Source organism: Adlercreutzia sp. CNCM I-6215 (genome assembly GCF_977072315.1).
The window spans coordinates 57440-79125 of the sequence record NZ_CDRVMA010000004.1; the positions used below are offsets into that span (position 1 = coordinate 57440).

23 protein-coding genes are annotated in these 21686 nt (G+C 64.1%); 14 read left to right on the forward strand and 9 right to left on the reverse strand.

Annotated features, from left to right (window positions below; genetic code table 11):
* The first annotated feature begins 20 nt into the window (after positions 1 to 20).
* Positions 21 to 1382 (forward strand): Mbeg1-like protein, encoded by a 1362-nt coding sequence (locus ACW4LP_RS04370; RefSeq protein ID WP_417757961.1) that lies wholly within the window; start codon positions 21 to 23, stop codon positions 1380 to 1382.
* 96 nt (positions 1383 to 1478) lie between these two features.
* Here ACW4LP_RS04370 and ACW4LP_RS04375 read toward each other — a convergent pair whose 3' ends face one another.
* Positions 1479 to 1979 carry a nitroreductase family protein gene (locus ACW4LP_RS04375; RefSeq protein ID WP_161127717.1) on the reverse strand — a complete coding sequence of 167 codons (501 nt, stop codon included), beginning with the start codon at positions 1977 to 1979 and terminating at the stop codon, positions 1479 to 1481.
* Between the two features lie 215 nt (positions 1980 to 2194).
* A complete protein-coding gene (gene lysA, locus ACW4LP_RS04380) occupies positions 2195 to 3550 on the reverse strand; it encodes a diaminopimelate decarboxylase (protein WP_451916993.1) in 1356 nt (451 codons plus the stop codon).
* Between the two features lie 241 nt (positions 3551 to 3791).
* On the opposite strand from lysA, the gene ACW4LP_RS04385 reads away from it, so the two are divergent.
* The 5 genes from ACW4LP_RS04385 (at position 3792) to ACW4LP_RS04405 (ending at position 7571) form a co-directional block, all read left to right on the forward strand.
* Positions 3792 to 4187, forward strand: a complete 396-nt coding sequence (locus ACW4LP_RS04385) for a molybdenum cofactor biosynthesis protein MoaE (RefSeq protein ID WP_237974203.1) — start codon at positions 3792 to 3794, stop codon at positions 4185 to 4187.
* Positions 4188 to 4470: 283 nt separating this feature from the next.
* Positions 4471 to 5754: a homoserine dehydrogenase gene (locus ACW4LP_RS04390; protein ID WP_455803492.1), complete on the forward strand. Its 1284-nt coding sequence runs from the start codon at positions 4471 to 4473 to the stop codon at positions 5752 to 5754.
* On the forward strand, positions 5755 to 6417 hold the full coding sequence (locus tag ACW4LP_RS04395; protein WP_114549180.1) for an HAD family hydrolase: 663 nt from the start codon (positions 5755 to 5757) through the stop codon (positions 6415 to 6417).
* A gap of 98 nt (positions 6418 to 6515) precedes the next feature.
* Entirely contained in the window at positions 6516 to 6650 is a 135-nt protein-coding gene (locus ACW4LP_RS04400; protein WP_269434840.1) for a hypothetical protein, read from the forward strand.
* Between the two features lie 174 nt (positions 6651 to 6824).
* Positions 6825 to 7571 carry a helix-turn-helix domain-containing protein gene (locus tag ACW4LP_RS04405; protein WP_173114620.1) on the forward strand — a complete coding sequence of 249 codons (747 nt, stop codon included), beginning with the start codon at positions 6825 to 6827 and terminating at the stop codon, positions 7569 to 7571.
* 235 nt (positions 7572 to 7806) lie between these two features.
* Here the strand turns inward: ACW4LP_RS04405 and ACW4LP_RS04410 are convergent, their stop codons facing one another.
* Positions 7807 to 8118 carry a hypothetical protein gene (locus ACW4LP_RS04410; protein ID WP_173114617.1) on the reverse strand — a complete coding sequence of 104 codons (312 nt, stop codon included), beginning with the start codon at positions 8116 to 8118 and terminating at the stop codon, positions 7807 to 7809.
* Between the two features lie 167 nt (positions 8119 to 8285).
* Here ACW4LP_RS04410 and ACW4LP_RS04415 point away from each other — a divergent pair, with 167 nt between their 5' ends.
* Positions 8286 to 9089: a spermidine synthase gene (locus ACW4LP_RS04415; RefSeq protein WP_455803493.1), complete on the forward strand. Its 804-nt coding sequence runs from the start codon at positions 8286 to 8288 to the stop codon at positions 9087 to 9089.
* A gap of 207 nt (positions 9090 to 9296) precedes the next feature.
* Here the strand turns inward: ACW4LP_RS04415 and ACW4LP_RS04420 are convergent, their stop codons facing one another.
* Positions 9297 to 9599, reverse strand: a complete 303-nt coding sequence (locus ACW4LP_RS04420) for a response regulator transcription factor (protein WP_114540437.1) — start codon at positions 9597 to 9599, stop codon at positions 9297 to 9299.
* Positions 9600 to 9684: 85 nt separating this feature from the next.
* Here ACW4LP_RS04420 and ACW4LP_RS04425 point away from each other — a divergent pair, with 85 nt between their 5' ends.
* The 3 genes from ACW4LP_RS04425 (at position 9685) to ACW4LP_RS04435 (ending at position 11956) form a co-directional block, all read left to right on the forward strand.
* Positions 9685 to 9981, forward strand: coding sequence for a hypothetical protein (locus ACW4LP_RS04425; protein WP_114549177.1), 297 nt, complete (start codon positions 9685 to 9687; stop codon positions 9979 to 9981).
* Positions 9982 to 10091: 110 nt separating this feature from the next.
* Positions 10092 to 10250: a hypothetical protein gene (locus tag ACW4LP_RS04430; RefSeq protein ID WP_022741004.1), complete on the forward strand. Its 159-nt coding sequence runs from the start codon at positions 10092 to 10094 to the stop codon at positions 10248 to 10250.
* Between the two features lie 143 nt (positions 10251 to 10393).
* Positions 10394 to 11956: a putative ABC transporter permease gene (locus ACW4LP_RS04435; protein WP_455803494.1), complete on the forward strand. Its 1563-nt coding sequence runs from the start codon at positions 10394 to 10396 to the stop codon at positions 11954 to 11956.
* A 137-nt stretch (positions 11957 to 12093) separates the two neighbouring features.
* On the opposite strand, the gene ACW4LP_RS04440 is transcribed toward ACW4LP_RS04435, so the two are convergent.
* Positions 12094 to 13836 (reverse strand): FAD-dependent oxidoreductase, encoded by a 1743-nt coding sequence (locus tag ACW4LP_RS04440; protein ID WP_455803495.1) that lies wholly within the window; start codon positions 13834 to 13836, stop codon positions 12094 to 12096.
* Positions 13837 to 14056: 220 nt separating this feature from the next.
* Between ACW4LP_RS04440 and ACW4LP_RS04445 the strand changes: the two genes are divergently transcribed.
* Entirely contained in the window at positions 14057 to 15730 is a 1674-nt protein-coding gene (locus ACW4LP_RS04445) for a response regulator transcription factor (RefSeq protein ID WP_455803496.1), read from the forward strand.
* Between the two features lie 15 nt (positions 15731 to 15745).
* Here ACW4LP_RS04445 and ACW4LP_RS04450 read toward each other — a convergent pair whose 3' ends face one another.
* Positions 15746 to 16195: a type II toxin-antitoxin system HicB family antitoxin gene (locus tag ACW4LP_RS04450; RefSeq protein WP_455803497.1), complete on the reverse strand. Its 450-nt coding sequence runs from the start codon at positions 16193 to 16195 to the stop codon at positions 15746 to 15748.
* A 29-nt stretch (positions 16196 to 16224) separates the two neighbouring features.
* The gene (locus ACW4LP_RS04455) at positions 16225 to 16410 is read right to left on the reverse strand and encodes a type II toxin-antitoxin system HicA family toxin (protein WP_041714692.1); all 186 of its coding nucleotides are present in this window, start codon (positions 16408 to 16410) and stop codon (positions 16225 to 16227) included.
* 257 nt (positions 16411 to 16667) lie between these two features.
* Between ACW4LP_RS04455 and ACW4LP_RS04460 the strand changes: the two genes are divergently transcribed.
* The 3 genes from ACW4LP_RS04460 (at position 16668) to ACW4LP_RS04470 (ending at position 19357) form a co-directional block, all read left to right on the forward strand.
* Positions 16668 to 17951 (forward strand): O-acetylhomoserine aminocarboxypropyltransferase/cysteine synthase family protein, encoded by a 1284-nt coding sequence (locus tag ACW4LP_RS04460; protein WP_256156183.1) that lies wholly within the window; start codon positions 16668 to 16670, stop codon positions 17949 to 17951.
* Between the two features lie 8 nt (positions 17952 to 17959).
* The gene (gene metA, locus ACW4LP_RS04465; RefSeq protein ID WP_256156184.1) at positions 17960 to 18886 is read left to right on the forward strand and encodes a homoserine O-acetyltransferase MetA; all 927 of its coding nucleotides are present in this window, start codon (positions 17960 to 17962) and stop codon (positions 18884 to 18886) included.
* Between the two features lie 243 nt (positions 18887 to 19129).
* Positions 19130 to 19357 carry a hypothetical protein gene (locus tag ACW4LP_RS04470; RefSeq protein WP_256156185.1) on the forward strand — a complete coding sequence of 76 codons (228 nt, stop codon included), beginning with the start codon at positions 19130 to 19132 and terminating at the stop codon, positions 19355 to 19357.
* 93 nt (positions 19358 to 19450) lie between these two features.
* On the opposite strand, the gene ACW4LP_RS04475 is transcribed toward ACW4LP_RS04470, so the two are convergent.
* Positions 19451 to 20173 (reverse strand): GltB/FmdC/FwdC-like GXGXG domain-containing protein, encoded by a 723-nt coding sequence (locus tag ACW4LP_RS04475; RefSeq protein ID WP_455803498.1) that lies wholly within the window; start codon positions 20171 to 20173, stop codon positions 19451 to 19453.
* 4 nt (positions 20174 to 20177) lie between these two features.
* On the reverse strand, positions 20178 to 21683 hold the full coding sequence (locus tag ACW4LP_RS04480; RefSeq protein WP_455803499.1) for a glutamate synthase-related protein: 1506 nt from the start codon (positions 21681 to 21683) through the stop codon (positions 20178 to 20180).
* Between the last annotated feature and the right edge of the window lie 3 nt (positions 21684 to 21686).

The following is a 21686-nucleotide window of genomic DNA, read 5'->3' on the forward strand; positions in this document are numbered from 1 at the left end:
TGAACGATGTGCTCACATACTTGCAAACTCAACTTGCCCCTTTCGACGAGGTGCCCTTCAACGCCGTGGACTCGGCGCTGCTCGCGCAGTTCTGTATGGTGCGCGGCGAGGGGATTATGCCGCAGGTGTACAGCGGGGAGGCTTCGGAAACTGCGTCTTCGAAGGCACGTGAGGGCTGCGGGCCTTTAAGCGAGCTGCGCGGTCTGCTCGGGCGGCTGCGCAGGCATGCGAGCGAGCGTGCTGCGGAGCCTTCTGCGGCAGCCGAGCGCGATCGGGCGGAAGTGGCGCAGGATGCGAAGGCCCCCGTGGCTCCCGTACGGTTCGTCGATCTCATGCGAGCCGAGTTGTTTCCTGCGATGTTTTCCGGTATGCACGCAGCGCAGATGAAGCAGCAGCTGTTCTGGATGGCCGCGAGTCCGCGTTTTCGGGACGTGCTCATCTACGATCATGCGGCCGCATTCGACGAGGTGCGTGATTTGCAGTTCGCCGCCACAACCTACGTGTGCCCCGGGCGCTTCGCTTACGTGGGCTTTCGCGGCACCGACACGACGCTCACCGGGTGGCGCGAGGACTTCAACATGGCCTATCAGGCGCCGGTCGAGGCCCAGGCGCTGGCGGCCCGCTATCTGGCGGCGGTGGCCGCTGATCCGCGACTGCCCGAGGCCCTCATTTTGGGCGGCCATTCCAAGGGCGGCAACCTGGCCGAGTACGCGGCGCTCGCGGCGGCGCCGGAGGTGCAAGGCCGCATTGCTCACCTGTACAACCACGACGGCCCCGGATTCAAGGCCGGTTTGTTCACGGCGACCGACTACGCGCCGCTTGCGGGCCGCATGACCAAGCAGGTGCCGGCCGATTCCATGGTGGGCATCCTCATGGAATCGGCGATGCCGACAAACGTGGTGCAGGCCACGGGCCGCGGCTTCGAGCAGCACTCGGTGTTCCACTGGGTCGTGGAAGGCGCGGATGGGGCGCCGGGGCCACGCGATGCAGAACGTGCGCGCGATGCGGGCGAGGTGCGGGATGCAGACGGGATGCGCGAGGCACCAAGGGCCTTCGCCACGCTCCCCGAGCTTCCCGAGCGCACGCAGCGTCGCGCCGAGGCGCTGGATCGCTGGCTCGCCTCGCTGGATGGCAGCGAGCGCGAGGCCATGGTGAACGCGCTGTTCGCCGCTTTGAAGGCGGCCGGCATCACTGATGCCTCCCAACTCTTCGAGGGCGGCCGCGAGTGGGCGATTTTGCGCGACGGCGTGATGGGAACGCCTGCGGAGGACCGCACGATCATGCTGAATGCCCTGCGCGGGCTCACGCGCGCCTTCAGCGACGTCACCGCCGAGCGCAACAGCGCCCGTCGTGCCGAGCAGCGCCGCGCCAAGGGCGCCTGACCGATGCTCCTGCGGCGCCGTGTCCTGCCGAGTCTGTCAACGCTTCCGTAGGGGCGGACTTTAGTCCGCCCTCATCGGCTGAGATGACGGTGCATTCTAAATCCAATGCACGCGCGTCTCGTCGTAGCGCGTGGGGCCTTTGGGCTCCGGTTTGTGCTCGGGATGGCCCACGGCGATGAGCGCGAAGGGCGTAACGCCGCGCGGGCTTCCCAGAGCCACATCAACGGCGGCCATGCGATCCTTCTCCGGCGCGATGCCGAGCCACACGGCGCCTAGGCCCAGGTTGGCGGCCTCGATGAGGATGTTCTCCACGGAAGCGCTCATGTCGTAGGAGGCGTCTTGCGGCGCGCGCAGGCCCTCGGTGCGCTGGCACGCCACAATGACGCAGGGGGCGAGTTTGGCCGGCGTGCCGTAGGGGCTTGAAGCGGCCAGAGCCAGACGCGTGGTCTCGTCCCGCGCGATGTAGAATTCCCAGGGCTGCTGGTTCACGGCGGAGGGGGCGGCCATGGCGGCACGCATCAGCTTCTCGATATCTCGGATGTCCACCGGCTCGTCGGTGTACTGACGGACGCTGCTGCGCAGGTAAATGGCATTCATAGGGCTTGGCCTCGATCCTGAACGTGCGGCGCAAGGCCTCGCGTCAACGGCGAGCCCCAGAGCCTCAAGGGACGAGCGGAAATGGGCATGAGGGTGGGTGCCGCTTCCCGCGATTGCCTTCACCTTAGCAAGCTGGTTTCGTTGCCAGGGTGTGAACAGTTCCTTATTACGGTTCCGCCAACCCGCCGCAATAAAACCGACAAGAAGCCGGTGCCCTACAGGTCGCGCTGGTAGAGGTCCTCGTAGGTCTCGCGGCGGGTGACCACGCGCGATGCGCCGTCGCGCACGAACACCACGGCCGGGCGGGGCTGTCCGTTGTAGTTGCTGGCCATGGTCATGTTGTAGGCACCGGTGCCGAACATGCACACGATGTCGCCGAGGTCGGCCTTCTGCAGGGGCATGTCGATGACCACGGCGTCGCCGCTCTCGCAGTGCTTGCCGCACAGCGTGACGATTTCCTCGCGGGGTTGCCCGGCTTTGTTGGCGATGGTGGGCTCGTAGTCGGCGTGGTAGAGCGCCGTGCGGATATTGTCGGACATGCCGCCGTCGATGGCCACGTACTTGCGGATGCCCGGCAGCGTCTTCAAGATGCCCACGGTGTACAGCGTGACGCCGGCCGGGGCCACCAGCGAGCGGCCCGGCTCCACCAGAAGGCGCGGCAACGGCAGGTTGTGCAGCGCGCACAAATCGCGCACCGCCGAGCAGGTGACCTCGGCGAAGTCGTCGATGGAAGAGGGCTGATGCTCGGCCAAATACGCGATGCCCAAGCCGCCGCCCAAGTCCAGCTCGGTGATCTCGTGGCCGTAGGTGTCGCGGATGCGGGCCATGAACTCCACCATGACCGCCGCCGCCTCGCGGAAGGAGTGCAGCGCGAAGATCTGCGAGCCGATGTGGCAGTGCAGGCCCACCAGGCGCACGTTCTCGGCGGCCAGCACGTCGCCGACGCACTTGAAGGCGAAGTCCTCGCGCATGGTGAAGCCGAACTTCGAGTCCTCGCAACCGGTGCGGATGTACTCGTGGGTGTCGGCCTCTACGCCGGGGGTGATGCGCATGTACACGTCCTGCACCACGCCGAGGCGCCCGGCGATCTCGTTCACGCGGGCCAGCTCGATGCGGCTGTCCAGCACGATGCGTCCCACACCGGCGGAGATGGCCTCTTCCAGTTCGCGGGGCGTCTTGTTGTTGCCGTGGACGAACACGCGCTCCATGGGGAAGTCCACCGAGCGGGCGCAGGCCAGCTCGCCGCCGCCGGACACATCCAGGCACAGCCCCTCGGCCTCGGCGATGCGCAGCACTTCCTTGTTCAGAAACGCCTTCGACGCGTAGATGATGTCGGAGTTCTCGTAGCGGCTGCGGAAGGCCTCGCGGTAAGTTTCCATGCGGTGGCGCAGGTCGGCCTCGTCGAACACGTAGAGCGCGGTGCCCTCCTTGCGAGCCAGCTCCACCATGTCGACGCCGCCGATGAACAGGTGGTCGTCGCGCACCTCGGCGGTCTCGGGCAGCACGGCGCCCAGCTCCATGGTGGTGCGCATATCGGGCTTCTTCGTCAGGTCTGAGGCGGGCAAGCTCATGGCCGTGTCCTTTCTCGGCGTGTTGCAGCGCCGCGTTGCGGCGGCGCAGGTCTCTCATGGTCTGGCGCCTATGGTAACAAGGCTCTGTTTCAAGCGCTTAAAATCGGCGGCCTTCCGTGTGATAATTGGGAGGGAATGGCGGCGTGCGGCCGAGGTTCCAGCTCCTGTGGTATATTCTCGGCGACAGATAATGTCGAGCGAAATGCTCTACTTTGGAAAGCTCCGAACGAAAGGACGCGAGATGGCTAAGACCGAACCTTCCGTTGATCAGTGGCTGCGCGAGGCTAAGGCTGATCCGGCGGCGGCCCAGTGCGGCATGTTCCTCACCCACAACGGCGTGGTGCGTATCACCCCGAAGGCCCAGGTGCGCGAAGGCGTGGAAGGCTTGGGCGAGGTGGTGGCCGTCGAGTTCTCCTATGATGCGGAGGGTCTGGCCGCCGCCGAGGCCGAGGCGCTCACCTGGCCCGGCGTCTACTATGTGCGCACCTGGCTGAACGAGGGGCGCTGCGAGGTGGGCGATTCGCTCATGTACGTGCTCATCGGCGCCGATATCCGCCCCAACTGCATCGACGCGCTGCAGAAGCTCGTGGGGCATATCAAGAATGACCTGGTGGTTGAGAAAGAGATCTTCGCGTAGAAGCTGATGGTGGAGCGGGGAGAGGGCGGTTTCCCAGCCCGCTGCGCGCTTTATCCCCTTCCGAATGCGGCAAAAGAAACAGCGAAAGGAACGCACATAAGTCGGTATTATCCCGACATCGTTGCTGCTGACGTGGAAGCTGTTTCTTAATGGCCGCGTTCTTCAGGGGGCGCGCAGAGGTCTGGGAAACCGCCCTCTCCCCGCTCTGATGCACGACTTCCTTCGCGGTGCTTGTATAATCGTCCGATCACAGAGAACTTTCGCGCTCGGGAGAGGACGTAACATGGCAGTGAAAATCGGCTTGGTGGGCACCGGCACCGTTGGCGGTGGGTGCATCGACATCATCCAGAAGCACAAGGACGACTTCCTGCGCCACTTCGGCGTGGATATCGAACTGGCGCGCGTGTGCTCGCTGTCGCCGGCCGAGGCCGAGGCCCACGGGGTCGGCCACCTGTTCACCGACAACTTCAACAACATCATCAACGATCCCGAGATCGATATCGTGGTGGAGCTCATCGGTGGCACCACCATCGCCCGCACGGTCGTGCTGAACGCACTCGCTGCCGGCAAGAACGTGGTTACGGCCAACAAGGCACTCATGGCCACCCACGGCAAGGAGGTTATGGAAGCCGCCGAGGCTGCTGGCAAGGAACTGGCCTTCGAAGCGTCCGTGGGCGGCGGCATCCCCATCATTGATCCGCTGAAGCACTCGCTCATCGCCAACGAAATCACCTCGGTCATGGGCATTGTGAACGGCACCACCAACTACATGCTCACCCGCATGGCCGACAACGGCCTGTCCTACGAGGATGCCCTGCATGAGGCGCAGCAGAAGGGCTTCGCCGAGGCCGACCCCACGGCGGACGTGGGCGGGTTCGACGCGGCGGCGAAGATCGCCATCTTGGCTTCCATCGCCTTCAACTCGCGCGTGACCTTGGACGATGTCTTTACCGACGGCATCACGAATATCTCGCCGGTGGATATCGAGGCTGCTCGCGACATGGGCTACGTCATCAAGCTTCTGGCCATCGCCCATCGCCGCGAGGATGGGGTCGATGTACGCGTGCATCCCACCATGATCCCGACGAACCACCAGCTGGCCACCGTGAACGGCGTGTTCAACGCCATTTACGTGGTGGGCGACTTTGTGGGCGAGACCATGTTCTTCGGCGAGGGCGCCGGCGCGGGTGCCGCGGCTAGTGCCGTCATGGGCGACGTGCTGGAAGTTGCGCGCCACATTCAGCAGGGCGTGGCTCCCATTGTGGGCTGCGCCTGCACCGATGACCTGCCCATCCTGCCCATGGACGAGCTGGTCATGCGCTATTACCTGCGTTTCTCGGTGACCGACCGTCCGGGCGTTCTGGAAACCATGGCCGGTGTGTTCGCGCGTCACAACATCTCGGTGAAGTCCATCGTGCAGCGCGGCCGCTCCGGCGCCGAGCGCGTCGACCAGGTAGTGGTCACCCACCGCTGCCGCGAGCGCGACATCCGCGAGGCTCTGGAAGAGGCCCTGGCCCTGGACAACGTGGTGCTGGACACGCCTTCCGTCATCCGCGTGGAGGAATAAGTGATCGGCACCATTTTCGATTGCGATGGGACGCTGGTGGATTCCATGGGAGCGTGGCATGAGGTGGATCGCACCCTGGCGGCCGAGGCCGGCATCACGCTGACCGAGGCCGACGCCGAAGCCATCACCACCATGTCGCTGCCCGAGGCCAGCGCCTATTTACATGAGCAATGCGGTCTCGGCGAGAGCAACGAGGCGGTGCTCGAGATGATCTTCGACCGCATGCGCGCCTTCTACGCCAACGAAGTGGAGGCTCGTCCGGGCGCGCTGGCCTTCGTGCAGGCCCTGCACGAGCGTGGCGTGCCCATGGCGGTAGCCTCGTCCACGCCGGCCGACATGCTGGCCACGTGCGTGGAACGCTGTGGGTTCGCCCCCTACATGAAGACCGTCGTGTCTGTGGACGACCTGCAGACGAGCAAACGCGAACCGGCTGTTTACGACCACGCCCGCAGCTTCCTCGGCACTGATCGCGCCCACACCTGGGCTTTCGAAGATGCCGCCTACGCCCTGGACACCCTGCGCGCGGCCGGCTACCGCACTGGCGCCATCTACGACAACGACATCTCCGGCACCCGCGACCAGCTCTTCGAGCGCGCCGACTTCCTCATCGCCTCATGGGAGGATCTCGACCCCGACATCTTTCTCGCCAAGGCCGGCGCTTAAACGGCAAAACCGTAAGATACGCGCAACGGCAGCGTAAGTGGATGCTGCCATGATGGAACCATCGAAATTGGGGGATGCGGAACCGCCGAAAGGCTCAATTGGGAGCACATCGCCCAGCCCGTGTCCCGCCCGAGCGAAAGGAGCCCATCATGATCACCACGCTCTGCGCCGTCGCCCTGCTCGCCGTCGCCGTCTTCGTCCTCGCCGGCTGCATTGCCACCGCGGCTTTGTAGAACCAGCTTGCTTTCTTGGCTTGCGGCGAACTCCGTGCCGGAGGATGGTTCCTCCGGCACGCCGGTCTATGAAGTACCAGTTCAGCGATCCTTTGTTAAGCATCGTTGCTTGCGCATGCGGAGCTTTCTTGTTACGGTGAAGCGGTGAGAACGTTTCCGAGAAGGGCTGGCGCCATGCTGAAGGACACCATCAAGAAGCTGCGCACTGAGCAGGGATTGAGTCAGGACGAGTTGGCCGAGCGCATCCACGTGGTGCGCCAGACCGTCTCGAAGTGGGAGCGTGGCACCTCGGTTCCCGACGCCGATTCGCTTGTGGCCCTGGCCCGCGCCCTCGGAGTGAGCGCCGCTGAACTGCTGGGGGAGAGTGCGATGGCGGAGAAAAAGCCGGACGACCTTGCGTGGGAGACCTCTCTTCTTGATGAGCGCATTACCAGTGAGTCGCAACGGCTCGATCGCCTCGTGCGCTCCCTCAAATGGGTGTTCGTCGGCGCGGCGGCTATGGCGCTGGCCTTCGGACTTTTCGTCTGGCTGCCAAACCAGCAGTTCTCATACGTGATATGGTGGGACAGCGTGGCCGACGACCCGGATTACTGCAAGATCGTTTATCGCCTCGATGGCGAGGAGAAGTCGATGCGACTTTTCCTGGATCCCGAGGATCATGAGTGTGTTATTGGCTGCGCTGGGGAGCCGGGTATGGCGGAGGCCATGGATGCAGCGGAGCTTCTCAAGAAGCCGGGCGGCCTGGATGCGCTGTCCGAACGCGCGAATCAAGCCATAGAGGCGATGGGCGGCACCGTGCTTCGCCACGAGCTATGGCTCCCCGCCGCCAGTCGCGAAGACGATGATCCTACCAATGACGATGTGCCTTACTCAGTTTGCTTCTACGCCGATTCCGACGACCAAGATATCCCATGGCTATGATCTGGGCTTTTGCAGTTTCCGAAGTTGAAGGTGCATTGCGCTACAGACAACGGCACCCCGCGAAATCGTGACAGGTGCTGACGCCGTCGAATGAGGAATCGTAGCTGCGGGCTGGTGGTACCAGGTGCTGTCGAGGACAATGGGAAGGCTGAGGCTAGGTGCTCTGCTAGATGAGTTTCCAGGGGGCTGGCCGAACGAGTCCCCGAGATTCGCTGATATGCCGTTAATAATCTAGCTAAGACTCCGAGATCGTCTCTACGGAGGTGACGGTGCCGCCGTGGTCTTCTATGTAGGCGCAGACGGCCTCTTCGAATTCGCTGGCGCTGCCTGGGATGTTGTAGAACTGCTGGGCGTTCACGGCGCCGGCTATGGCGGGGGAGCCGGTGCAGCCGATGGCTGTCGTGGGGTCGTAGGCGTCTAGGTCGATGACGAACTGGCTTGCCTGGCCGTTGAGCTCGTAGTCTATGATAGTACGGTTGATCGCCGCTTCTTGGATCGCTATGGAACCCGAGAGCCCTGGTATGGCGTAGAAGGCGACGGCCAGCACAAGGCCCTCCTTGTCGCCGATGATCTCATTCTCCTTTCAACCGTAGCGATTGCCGCCCGATCAGGCAAGCAACTGAAACTAACACGGCGGTTTCTGTGCGATACTGTGGCACAGAGTGCGATAAGGTTCGGCCGTGGTCGCAGTTGCAGGCTCGGAAAGGGGCGATGGTGCTGGCGGATTGGTGGGACAGGGTCGCCGGGCGCGCGGGGAAGCGCGAGGTGTTTCCTTCTCGGTTCGGGGAGGCGGCGGTGTATGCGATGCCGGCGGAGGACGGATCGCTTGTGCGCATGTTGAACGTGGGCGGGGTGCTGCAGTCGGCGACCTATCTGGACGAGCGTTGGGCGACGTGCCCCTTTGCGTACCTGCGATCCTTCGACCACCTCTTCGAGGCGGCGCTTTCCGAGGCGCCGGATCCGCTGGTCGTAAACCGCGTGCTCATGCTCGGCGGCGCTGGGTTCGCCTATCCCAAGCAGCTGCTGCTGGAGCATCCGGGCGTTGCGCTGGACGTGGTGGAAATCGATCCGGCCATGGTGCAAATCGCCCGGGAACGTTTCTTCCTTGATCGTCTGGAGATGCAGCTGGCTGCCGAGGGCCGCGCCGACGATCTGCGCATCTTCGTGGAAGACGGCGAGGCGTTCCTGCGGCGGTCGGACGGCGCCCCCTACGATGCCATCATCAACGACGTTTTCGTCGGGCGCGAGGCGGTGCCGTTCTTCGCCAGCGACGAGGGCATTGCTTGCGCCCGCGCGCACTTGACGCCGGGCGGCCTACTCATGGCTAACTGTGTCGTGGAATACACTGGCGACGCCATGTACCGCCTCTTCTCCCAGGTGGAGCGCCTGCGCGGTCACTTCGCCAACGTGTACGTCATCGACGCCTCTGACGACGAGTTCGGCGGCGCCGACAACTACCTCCTCATAGCCACCGACGGTTCCTACCCCTTCACGGGCGTCATCCCCTACGGGGATTAGGGGGCATTGCGCGATGGCGCTGCGAACTGTCGCAAATTTTGCGATAGTTGATTTCGGCGAGTCTTCCAGCTTTTTCTTAAGTGTGTTGACTATGGGCTACCGACAGTCTTGACGTCGCAGTCGAAAGGAAGGACATCTACGAGCGGTCTCTCTTAAAGTTAGAGCTTGGATAATGTCAGCGCGTGCTATTTCTAGCAAGGATCGCTTTTAGCTTTCGAGGCGGCAGGCGAGGTCGGCGCGGCGGTTGATGCCGAGCTTTCGATAGAGGTTGCGCACGTGGGTTTTCACGGTGTTGGGCGAGACGACGAGCTCCTCGGCGATTTGCGGTGCCGTGCGCCCTTCAACGAGGAGGCGCAGCACATCCTCTTCGCGGCGGGTGAGGTCGTAGGTGCGGGCGGCCTTGGCGCAGAGGGCTTCGATATCAGGCTCTTGCGGCACCTCCGGGTCGGCCAGCTGCGAGTCAGCGTAGCCGCTTTTCGCCAGTTGCAAACGCTCTGCTTCGCGCTTCATGGCGGCTTCGCGCCAGTAACGACTTAGGAAAAAGGAGGCCAGTGCGGTTGCTGCCAGCAGCGCCGCTGAGGCGATCGCGGCCGTTTTGGATGCTCAAGCAGCGCTGTATCCTCTTGGTGGCGATGACTTCATAGTGGGCCTTGCCGGCGGGTATGACACGCTGATGCCGGGTGAGACGCGCGTAATCCGCTACGCCTTCGTCATTTACCGTAACAGCTTCGCCGAGCAGGACGGCATCGATAATGCCGATCTTTCGGCCATGGAAGTTGCGTATCTCGATTGCAGCCCGTGGCGCGTTATCGCCCTGAAGCTGGCGAACGCTCGCGATGCCGCCCAAGTGCACCCGCGCAACGCCTACACCGACGGGATCCTCGGGCGCTAGATTGGCGAGGCGCCTGGTCGACGTTCTTGTCCCGCGCGTTTCTTCGTAGCCCTCTTTCGCGGTCGAGGCGTTCTCTGGTTCGTGCTGCTTTTGTGGAAGGTGGGTGGGGCGTGCAACAAAGCGGGCTTCCCAAACGTCTAGTAGATAGAGAATCAGAGCAGAACGAGCGCGAGGAGGCTGACGTGCACAAGTTGAGCGACATTATGGCCGTTATGGGGCTGGCCGTCGTGTTCGTGGGCATTGCGATGTTCATCGCCTGCTGGGGGTAGGCCGCCGGCCGCTTGTTTCCCGTAACCGCTGCATAACGAGGGCTTATCGGGTTGGCAGACGTTGCGTCAGCTGGTCATGGTTTCACAGAGCGCCCCTTTACACTGGATGCCGAGACATGCGTTCAGGGAAAAGGAGGCCGGCCATGGGAGATGAAAAACGCCATGTAGATCACCTGGAAGAGGCCGCGCACAAGGCCGAGGCCGACCTGCGGGACGACCTTGAGAAGGCCGTGGAATTCGAGAAGGCCGACGTGGCTGAAACTCATCGCGAGTGGCACGACCAGCTACATAACGATCATGCCGAGCTGGTGGCCGACGTTGCTCGCGACAAAGAAGAGATCCGCGAGGCCTTAGACGACGCGCGCCACCCCGAGCGCATCGTGCATGCGGCCGAGGAAAAGCTCGCCCACGCCGCCGACGAGGCCCGCGATGTCGTGCGCGCCGTGGAGCACCCGAGCGTCATTGTCGATGACGCTAAGGAGGCTCTGGCCGAGAAAAAGCACGCCCTTGATGAGACCGCGGCCACTATCGCTGCCGAATTCGCCAGCCCCGCCGACAAGAAGCGTCTGCCAGTGGTGCTGCGCGTGTTCGGCGTGCTGCTCATTATCGGCTCGGGCGTCGCGCTGCCGGTCATCGCGAAGACCATGTATCAAGCTGTGACCATGTTCGACTCTGCGGCTATGCGCGGCGAGGGCATCTCCACCATCGTGGTTACCTTCGTGAATCTGGCCGTGCTGGTGGCCCTCGCCGTCACGCTCATTGTGTTCGGCGTGCGCCTCATCCGCAACCAGCGGCGCTGGGCGGCGCTGCTCTCCTACGGGTTGTACGTGCTTCTTCTGGCCGGGGCTCTGTGCTCCATCATGCTGGCCGGCATTGGCTACGAGCTTATTCCCTACGGCGTCGGTTTCGCAGTCACGGTGGCGCTGCAGAGCTACCTTGACCCCTCGCTGCTCGAAGAACGTCGCGCCCATCGCAAGGCCCGCGAGGCCGAGGAGCACGCGGAGGGGGAGGCCGGGACGCTCGGTCGCGACCCCTCGGGCAAGGGCTACATCACGCTGAACTTCTTCAACCTGTTCTGGATCTTCGTCGTGGCCAGCGTGCTGGGGCTGCTCATGGAGGAGATCGTCCACTTTCTGTTCGTGGTGCCAGGCCAATGGCAAGACCGCGCGGGGCTGCTGTTCGGCCCGTTCTCGCCTATCTATGGCTGCGGCGCGGTACTTATGACCATCTTCCTCAACCGCTTCCACAAAAGCAATTGGCTCGTCATCTTTCTGGTGGCGGCGGTCATCGGTGGTGCCTTCGAGGCGTTCGTGAGCCTGTTCATGCAGTACGCGTTTGGCGCGGTGGCCTGGGATTACTCCAACATGCCCGGATCGTTGTTCGGCGGCCGCACGTGCCTGCCGTTCATGGCCTGCTGGGGGCTGCTCGGCGTGGTGTGGATAAAGCTGCTGTTGCCGTTCATGCTGCGGCTCGTGAATTTCATTCCGTGGAACTGGCGTTATATGCTTACCACTGTGGCCGCCTGCTTCATGTTGGTGGATGCCGTCATGACCCTGCAGGCCCTCGACTGCTGGTATATGCGCCTGTCCCACGACCCGGTGGACACGCCTCTCCAGCAGTTCTACGATCACGAGTTCGGCGACGCCTACATGGCCGATCGCTTCCAATCGATGACTATCGTGCCCTCGGACGCGGTGCGCGGGTAGAAGGGGGACGATGCGGGGCCGGTTGTGCATCGGCCGCGACAACGAAGCGGGCGGCACGCGCTTGGCGGCCGCCCGTTTCGTTTGCAGGGCGCAGGGAGGGAAGGCGCCCTATCGAGATAGGTGAGTGCGAGGGTTCGCTACTGCTTGGCGCCCAGCACCTGGCCGATGGTGTAGCCCATCAGGCAGTTGCGCGTGTGCGAGAGGCAGTTCAGGTGGTGCGGATAGGTGTTGTAGAACATGCCGCCGGACACGATGCCTGCCGCGAACAGGCCCTCGATGGGCTGGCGATCCTTGTCGAGCACGCGGCACTCGGTGTCGACGATGAGACCGCCCGTGGTGCACAGGCCGTCGGCGTACTCCTTGGTGGCGTAGAAGGGCGGCTGGTCGATGGTCATCATCATGGTGCCGGGCATGTCGAAGTCGGTATCGGCGCCGGCGGCGCACATCTCGTTCCAGTGGTTGATGGTCTCCACGAAGGTGTCGGCGGGCACTTCCATGAGCTCGGCCAGCTCTTCCAGGGTGTCGGCCTTGAAGGCGTTCTCGCTCTGGGCAGCAGCTACCCACTGCTCCTTGGGCCCGTAGCAGGAAGAACTTGGCGTCCAAATCTTGTCGATCTTGGTATCCAGGGCGCTGTCGACGATGTAGAAGTCGTAGGTGCCGGGCTGGTACTGGATGGCCATGGCCAGCTGGCCGTAGGGGTCGTACTCGGGAGTGAACCTCTTACCGAGTTTGTTCACTCGCACGAAGGGCATGAGCTGCTCGGGATCGAGCATGATGGACTGCGGGAACTCATCCTCGGCAGCGCCGACGGCCACGCCCATCTGAAGGCCGTCGCCGGTGTTGCCGAAGGCGCCAGTGAGCCAGCGGCCCGGCACGCCACGGGGGCGGCAGCGCTCTTTCAGCATCTGCTGGTTGAACTCGTAGCCGCCGGTGGCCAGCACGACGCCCTTGGCACAGTTGTACTGCTCGTACCCATCGGCGCTCTTCACGATGACGCCGGTCACGGAGCCCGCATCATCGGTCACCAGCTGGCAGGCCGGGGTCTCGTAGCGGATCTCGACGCCGGCCTCGGTGAGAATGCCGGCGAGGGTATCGGCCAGCTCACCGGGAGGATAAGGGAGATTCAGCGAGGTGTTCCACGAGCGGCTGAGCGCCGTGGAGTCGTACTGCTCGCGGAAGTCGGGGAAGTCGCCGGCGGCGAAGGTGAGGGGGTAGTCGTTGAAGTCTTGGTTGTCGAAGTGGCTGATGTACCAGTTCACGGCTTCGCCGTTCTTTTCGAGGTAGTGTTGGTACAGCGTCATGTCCGCCTGGAACGAGCAGCCGATCATGGCGTCGGACATCCACTCGGTGGTGTCGTACTCCATGCCCCAGAACTTGTGCAGCTCGGAGTTGGTGCCGCCGATGGTGGCCGAGTTGTAGTTGCCGCGATTCTGCTTCTCTACGGCCACGGTTTTCAAGCCCTGCTCGGCGCAGGCCAAAGCGGCGGCGTCGCCGGCCGGTCCCAGGCCGCAGACGACGACGTCCACGTCGTGGGTGGCGACGATCTCATCGGTGGCGATGGGCTCCGCCACAAAAGCGACCACTCCCTCGCCAGCCGAGCCCACTTCCACTTCCTCCACCACGGGCCAGACGGCCTTGGCGGGATCGGTGGTCTGCATGGCGCCGCCGGTCGCCGCATCGTCGGCGGCGATGGTCTCGCCCGCGACTTCGGCCTGGGTCTTGGGCGCGCAGCCCGCAAGGCCTGCGAGGGCGGCGGCCCCGGCGGCGATGGCCGCGCCGGAGAGGAAGCCGCGCCGGCTCACGAAAGGCGCCGCGGCGGGGTTCGAGCTGCCCGTGGGGTACGGGGCGGACGGGGTGCTGGGTTGGGTGCATTCGGTCATGATGTTCCCTCCATCGTGTCTCTCGGCGTCGGGTGCCGGCCCTTTGCCGGAGCCTCAACGCGGTGGCCCTATCTTTGCTCGCCAGGTGCGCTAACCCCATCTACCGAAACGGTAGATATTTGAGAAAACGCAGGTCAAAGCCATGTCGTCTCCCGTGGTTGTTCGTGATGGCCGCGCTGATCTGTGCGATACTTACTCCAGTTCAAGAGAGGAGCGTGTGGTGGCTGGGGCTGTGCTAAATGAACGAGAAGGTGCCGAGGCGGTGCGGGGCGCCCGCCGCGTGGGCTGGGGCCGGGCGGTGTTCGGCTCGGCCTGCCTGTGGGCTTGGGGGTTTCTGGCGTATCTGAGCCCTGTGCTCATTCCCGCCGAGCGACCGGTCGGCGGCGTCGGCATCGAAGTCGGTTTCTTCGTCTCCCAAGGTGCGGTGGTGGTTGCCGCTGTGGCCATCGTCCTCGCTTTGCGGAAGCGCTCCGTTGCGGTGGGGCGCGGCGTGCTGCTGGTGTGCGCCTCGCTGCTCGCGCTGGCGAGCGCGCTGCTTCCGCTGACGGTGGCGATCGACGCGCCATGGCCCCTCGTCGGCTGCGGGGCGATATGCGGGGTTGCGGGAACGCTGCTCGGCTGCGCCTGGGGCGCCCGCTACTCCTTGGAGTCAAGGGATGTGTCGGCAGTCGTCATGGTCTCGTTCCTCTTGGCCTATGGGATCTATTTCGCAATTCTCTTGCTTTACGTCGCAACGCCCTTTGTCGTGGCGGCCCAGGTCGTTGTTGTCTTTCTGCCCATAGCTTCCTGGGGCCTCTGGTTCTGGGATGCCTCGGCACGTTCGGGACTTGCTCCCGAGGTGTTCCCCTCCTCTGCTCTCTCCACCGACATAGCGGGTTTGCCGGGTTCCTCGGGGAAGGCTCCCGGCGAGGTGACGGCCGGTTCGCGCGAGCTGCATGCGCTCCCGTGGCGCTCGCTGGGGGTGATTGCCGTGGCGGCCCTTGTGGGCAACGTGATGGCCTCGGTCATCATGGGCACTTCCTACGAGGGGGCCGACAGCCTTTACCCGGGCGGCATCGCTCTTTGCGCCTGCATCGCCACCATGGCGCTCGTGCCCCTGACGGCTGAGCGGGCGGCCTTCTCCGTAGCGCAGCTGTATCGCATCACCGTCACCTTCAGCGTCGTGGGTCTTGTGGCCATTCTGGTGCTCGGCGCGGCGGCGGTGCCGGTCGGAGGGGCGCTCGTTCAGGGCTGCACGCTGTTCTTCCAGCCGCTCGTCTATGTGGTGGTGACGCGCAGCACCCGTCTTCAGGGCCTGTCCCCCTTGGTGGCCTTCGGTGTGGGCCAAGCGCTGATCAGCGCCGTGGTGCTCGCGGGGAACCTCGTCGGCAAGCTGCTGTTTCAGATGGCGGGAGAGACGCCCTTGCTACTGTCTGCCGTATGCGGCGCCGGTGTGCTCGCGCTGTTCTTCATGGTGGTGGCCCGAGCCGCGCAGGTGGGGGAAGAGGGGAACGAGGAGAAAGACGGCGGTACGGAAGAAATGGAAGCCGAAACGAGAGGCGCCGATCGGGTTAATGATGCTGCTGCCGGACGCGGCTCTTCTGGTGTTGCGGCAGGAGAACGGCTCTTTGAGGACGGCGGCACCACCGAGGCTGCAACGCTGCCGAATGGTGATTTTGCCGCTGGCGTCGGAGCGCAGGGAGAAGATTCCGCCGCTGTTTTTGCACGGGCTGCAGGACTAACGGCCCGCGAGACGGAGATCCTGGCACTTCTGGTGCGCGGTCGCACCCTTCCTTACATCGCCAACGAGCTGTTCGTGACCACGGGCACCGTGAAGACCCACGTGCGCCACATCTACGAGAAGGCCCTGGTCAACAACCGACAGGAACTCCTCGACAAGGTGGAGGCCCGCTAGACACATCTCCCGAAATCAGGCGGTCGCGACCTTCTTTGGGCGGCCAGCGGTTCGGGGGCTATTGAAATAGTCTATGACATCGTCGGCTGACACAAGGCGGGCGCTGCCAACTTTCTCGGTTCTCAGAATGCCGTCGCGAATCATGGCGTGTATGCGCGAGGTGCTGACATCGAGGATATCCGCCGCTTCTTTGACGGTCATGGTGGTGAGGGAAGGCGTGTCGGCATCGCATTCCACGGCAACGGCGATGGCCTTGCCGTTTGCGGGGGCGGGATGGTCCATCCGCGGCTCCGGCAAGGGCCGTCCTTCGCGAAGCGCTTGGGAGATCCAGAGGGTCAGCAGATCTTGCGCCATGAAAGCCGCATCGAACAGAGTGTCCCCCTGGGTGCAGATACCCAGGTCGGGAAACTCAGCTTCCCACCCGCCGCTCCACGGGGTGAGGATGGCTTCGTAGAGAAACTTCATAGGTCGCTTCCTCTCTATTGGGTGAAGTATTAGAGAAGCCCTAGCTTTTCTTTGATGGCTCGCTCGACCCCTGGCGAAAGATCTCCGGGATGCCGGGGGATAGGGAACTCTTCGCCAGCCGCGTTCGCGAAAATGTCGTGTCTCGCTCCGTGCCTGACGAAGCGTCCGCCCATTTTCTTGGTAAGTCGTATCGCTTCTCTAGCTGTCATGGGCATGTCTCTCGACCTCCTGCATGGCACAATTTATTGTAACAATTAGTAACAATAAATGCAAGCACTGCCGTCTTCTCAAAGCGAATTATAGCAAACAAATGTTCTTAGAACAATAGTTCATTTCAGGATAATCGAGGGGGTCTCGGCAGAAGGCTCTCGGATTTTCCGATGGCGTTTGCTGGGGACTTCCTATAACGGGGGTGCTCCGGGTGCTTCTATAATAGGCGAGCGAAAAAATGCGAGACCAAAAGGAGCCCTGAATGAGCGAGCGGATTGGAACGACCTGCGTGCAAGGCGGGTGGCGGCCCGGCGACGGCGAGCCGCGCCAAGTGCCCATCTACCAGAACACCACCTGGAAGTACGACACGAGCGAGCATATGGGGCGCCTGTTCGATCTGGAGGAGTCCGGCTACTTCTACACGCGCCTGGCGAACCCCACCAACGATGCGGTGGCGGCGAAGATCGCGGAGTTGGAAGGCGGATGTGCGGCCATGCTCACCTCATCGGGCCAGGCGGCGAACTTCTTCGCGGTGTTCAACATCGCCGGGGCGGGCGATCACGTGGTGGCCTCCTCGGCCATCTACGGGGGCACCTACAACCTGCTCGCCCACACCATGGGCCGCATGGGGCTTGAATGCACGTTCGTCGATCCGCACTGCACCGACGAGGAGCTTAAAGCCGCTTTCCGGCCCAACACGAAGTGCGTCTTCGGCGAGACCATCGCAAACCCGGCGCTGGCCGTGCTCGACATCGAGCGCTTCGCGGCGGCGGCCCACGGCCACGGGGTGCCGCTCATCGTGGACAACACCTTCCCCACGCCGGTGCTGTGCCGGCCCATCGAGTGGGGCGCCGACATTGTGACCCACTCCACTACCAAGTACATGGACGGCCACGGCGCTTCCGTCGGAGGCGTCATCGTGGATGCGGGCCGCTTTAATTGGAACGCCCACGCCGACAAGTTCCCGGGGCTCACGACGCCCGATGAGAGCTACCACGGCGTGGTGTATACCGAGCGCTTCGGCTTGGAGGGCGCCTACATCACCAAGGCGACGGCCCAGCTCATGCGCGATCTGGGCTCCATCCAGTCACCGCAGAACGCCTTCCTCATCAACCTGGGGCTGGAGAGTCTGCATCTGCGCATGGCCCGGCACGCTGAGAACGGGCGCGTGGTGGCCGAGCACTTGGCGGCCCACCCGAAGGTGGCCTGGGTGCGCCATCCCTCGCTTGCGGGCGACTCCGAGGCGGCGCTGGCGGCGAAGTACCTGCCGGACGGATCTTGCGGCGTGGTGAGCTTCGGTGTGGCCGGGGGACGCGCGGCGGCCGAGACGTTCATGAAGAACCTGCGCCTGGCCCAAATTGCCACCCATGTGGCGGACGCCCGCACCTGCGTGCTGCACCCGGCCAACGCCACGCACCGGCAGATGAACGACGCGGAGCTTGAAGCGGCCGGCATCAGCGCCGACCTCATCCGCCTGTCCTGCGGCATTGAAGATGCCGCCGACCTCATCGCCGACATCGACCAGGCCCTGGCTGCCGTGGAATAGGAGGACGCATGCCCATTCGCATTCCCGACGCGCTGCCGGCCACAGCGGCGCTGGAAGAGGAGAACATCTTCGTCATGACGGAACATCGCGCCATGCACCAGGACATCCGTCCTCTGCGCGTGCTGCTCTTGAACCTCATGCCCACGAAGATCACCACGGAGACGCAGATTCTGCGCAAGCTTTCGAACACCCCCATCCAGGTGGAAGTGGAGCTGCTGCAAACGGCGAGCCACGACTCGAAGAACACGGCCGCCGAGCATCTGGAGGCCTTCTACACCACCTTCGACGCGGTGCGCGACGAGCACTTCGACGGCCTTATCATCACTGGGGCGCCGGTGGAGCGGCTGGAATTCGAAGAAGTGGACTACTGGCCGGAACTCTGCGAGATCATGGAGTGGTCGAAGACCCACGTGCACTCCACGCTGCACATCTGCTGGGGCGCCCAAGCCGGCATCTACTATCACTACGGCGTGCCCAAGCACGAGCTGCCCGAGAAGATGTTCGGCGTGTTCCCCCACGAGGTGGTCAAGCGCACCTCGCCTTTGGTGCGCGGGTTCGACGATAGGTTCTTCGCGCCCCATTCGCGCTTCACCGAGGTGCGGGCGGCCGACATCGAGGCGCATCCCGCGCTCGAGCTGATCGCGGTGTCCGACGAGGCTGGGGTGTACGTGGCGAAGTCCACCGACTCGCAGAACTTCTTCGTGTTCGGTCACCCCGAGTACGACCGCGAGACGCTGAAAGCGGAATACGACCGCGACATCGCCAAGGGGATGAGCATCGCCGTGCCGGCCCATTACTTCCCCGATGACGATCCGACGCGCGAGCCGGTTTCCACGTGGTTCTCCTGCGCCCAGTTGCTCTACACCAACTGGCTGAACTACTATGTGTACCAAACGACCCCCTACGACATCACCCGCGCCGGCGATAGGGAATAGGGGAGATGGGCGTTCGGGCAGCTTCCGTCTGCGCGAAATGAGCAAACGAGGGTACTTCTCGTAGTTTTCTGCAGGGCGATTTCTGTTGCTGGTGCTATTTCATCTGGTGGGGGATTAGCTGTAGAGTGATTTCGCTATCGGCGACTACGAGAAGTAGGCCATTTTGCCCATTTCGAAGGACTCGGGCTTTTCGGTTGTCCGAAAAGGTAGGCAGCGAGACGCGTTTTTGAAAGGTGGAAATCTGTGGCAATCGATCCAAAGAACGACCCCCATGCTCGTATCGTGGTGAAGCCGCTGCCGAGTCAGCAGGTGAAAATACGCGACGCGGCTGCTGGATCGGTTCACCTGCGTCCCGCGGCTCCCGACGACCCCTTCGTTCGCGCGGAGAAAGAGGACGACGACGGCTACGACCCTTATTCCGATCGTCCTGCCGAACGAGAGCCCTTGTTCTCGGAAGACCCCTGGAATTAGCGAAGGCGCCCTGGTTTTCGAACCGAGGCGCCCTCTGCATTTGTGCGCTGTCGCATGGTCGCGCTGTGAAACGGTCCGAGCGTCGAACGACCGCTAGCTCGCGTACATGGCCGCGTAAGGCCGGCTGGAAGCGGGGCGCAGCGCGACGAACTCGTCTACGCTCGCCTGCTCGTGGGGCTCGGTGCCGAAGCAGGCGTCGTAGCGGGCGAGCAGCGCGCCGAGAGTCGCCGAGTCATCGTCGGTCAGCCCTCCCACATCCAGCCCGTCGGGCACCACGGCCGGCGCGTTGTTACGGCGCAGATAGATGACCCCGCCGTGCATGCCGGAGGCCAAATGATCGCCGGCGCGGCCCATAAGCACGATGATGCCGCCGGCCATGTACTCGCCGAGGAAGTTGCCCGCGTCCCCGCCGATGACGATGACCGGGCACTTCCCGCCGTACTGCTTCATGTTGATGCCGCCGCGCCAGCCGCAGCCGTCGCGCACGATGAGCTCGCCGCCGCGCATGGCGTAGCCGGCCGCATCGCCCACGCGCCCGTGCACCACTACGGTGCCGGCGTTCATGGTGTTGGCGGTCTGGTCCTGGGCGCTTCCGAACACCTCTACCTCGCCGCCGTCCATATAGCAGGCTAGATCGTTGCCCGGGGTTCCGTGAACTTCCAAGCGCTTGCCCGCGGGCAGGGTGCAGCCCAGGTAGCGCTGGGCGTAGGCCTCCACGATGCAGACGGTGTCGGCCTCGGTGAGCGCCGCGCGTACGGCGGCATTGGCCTCTTGGAAGTGCTTCGTTCCCAATTCCACGATGATGGTTTCAGCCATGCGATCACTCTCCCGCGTACTTTACGCCGAGGATTTCCAGTTCCTTCTCGTTGAGCCCCACGCCGCGCAGCATGAGCCGGTTGCCGCGCAGGGAGTCGATGGCGTTGATGCCCATGCCGCCCATCATCTCCTGAATCTCGTGGTTCCAGCCGGACACGAGGTTCACCACGCGCTCGGCGGCGGCCTCGGGGTTCAGGCGGGCCACCAGGTCGGCCCGCTGGGTGGCGATGCCCCAGTTGCAGCGGCCGCTTGCGCAGTCGCCGCACTGGTGGCAGCCCATGGCGATGAGCGCCGCCGCCCCGATGGAGACGGCGTCGGCGCCGAGGGCCACGGCCCGCACCACGTCGGCGGCGTTGCGCAGGGTGCCCGAGGCCACGAGGCTCACCGTGGAGCGGATGCCCTCCTGGCGCAGCCGCTCGTCCACGGCGGCCAGGGCCAGCTCGATGGGGATGCCCACGTTGTCGCGGATGCGCTTGGGCGCCGCGCCCGTGCCGCCGCGGAAGCCGTCCAGCACGATGATGTCGGCGCCGGCCCGGGCCATGCCGGAGGCGATGGCTGCCACGTTGTGCACGGCGGCCACCTTCACGGCCACGGGCTTGGCGTAGCCGGTGGCCTCCTTCAGCGAGAAGATGAGCTGGCGCAAGTCCTCGATGGAGTAGATGTCGTGGTGCGGCGCCGGCGAGATGGCGTCGGTGCCCTCGGGGATCATGCGGGTGCGCGACACCTCCTCGTCGATCTTCTCGCCGGGCAGGTGCCCTCCAATGCCGGGCTTGGCGCCCTGGCCGATCTTGATCTCGATGGCCGCGCCGGCGTTCAGGTAGTGCGGGTCCACGCCGAAGCGCCCGCTGGCCACCTGCACGATGGCGCGGTCGGCGTAGGGCTCCAGGTCGCGGTGCAGGCCGCCCTCGCCGCAGTTGAAGTAGGTGCCGAGCTCGCGTGCGGCTAGGGCCAGCGCCTTCTGGGTGTTAAGCGACACCGAGCCGAAGCTCATGGCCGAGAACATGACGGGCACGTCGCACGACAGCTGGGGCGGCAGGGGAGAGACGACGGTGCGGGTGCGCTCGTTCACGCGCAGCTTGCTCGGGCGGCTGCCCAGCACCACGCGGGTCTCCATGGGCTCGCGCAGCGGATCGATGGAGGGGTTCGTCACCTGGCTCGCGTTCAGCAGCAGATGCTCCCAGTAGATGTGGTAGCTCTTCGGGTTGCCCATGGAAGCGAGCAAAACGCCGCCGGTCTGGGCCTGGGCGGTGATGTCGTCCATGGCGCTCTCGGTCCACACGGCGCTTCCGGCGTCCACCTGGGGCCACCGGGTGATGGCGAGAGCCCGGGTGGGGCACAGAAGCGTGCAGCGCTGGCAGTTCACGCACTTCATGGAATCGGCGCGAAGGGCGCCAGTTTTCTTGTCGCGGTAGTGCGCCTCGTTGGCGCATTGGCGCACGCACAGGTCGCATTTGATGCACTCCTCGCGGTCGCGCAGCACTTTGTAGCGGGGGTTGCGGAAGTCGCGCATGAT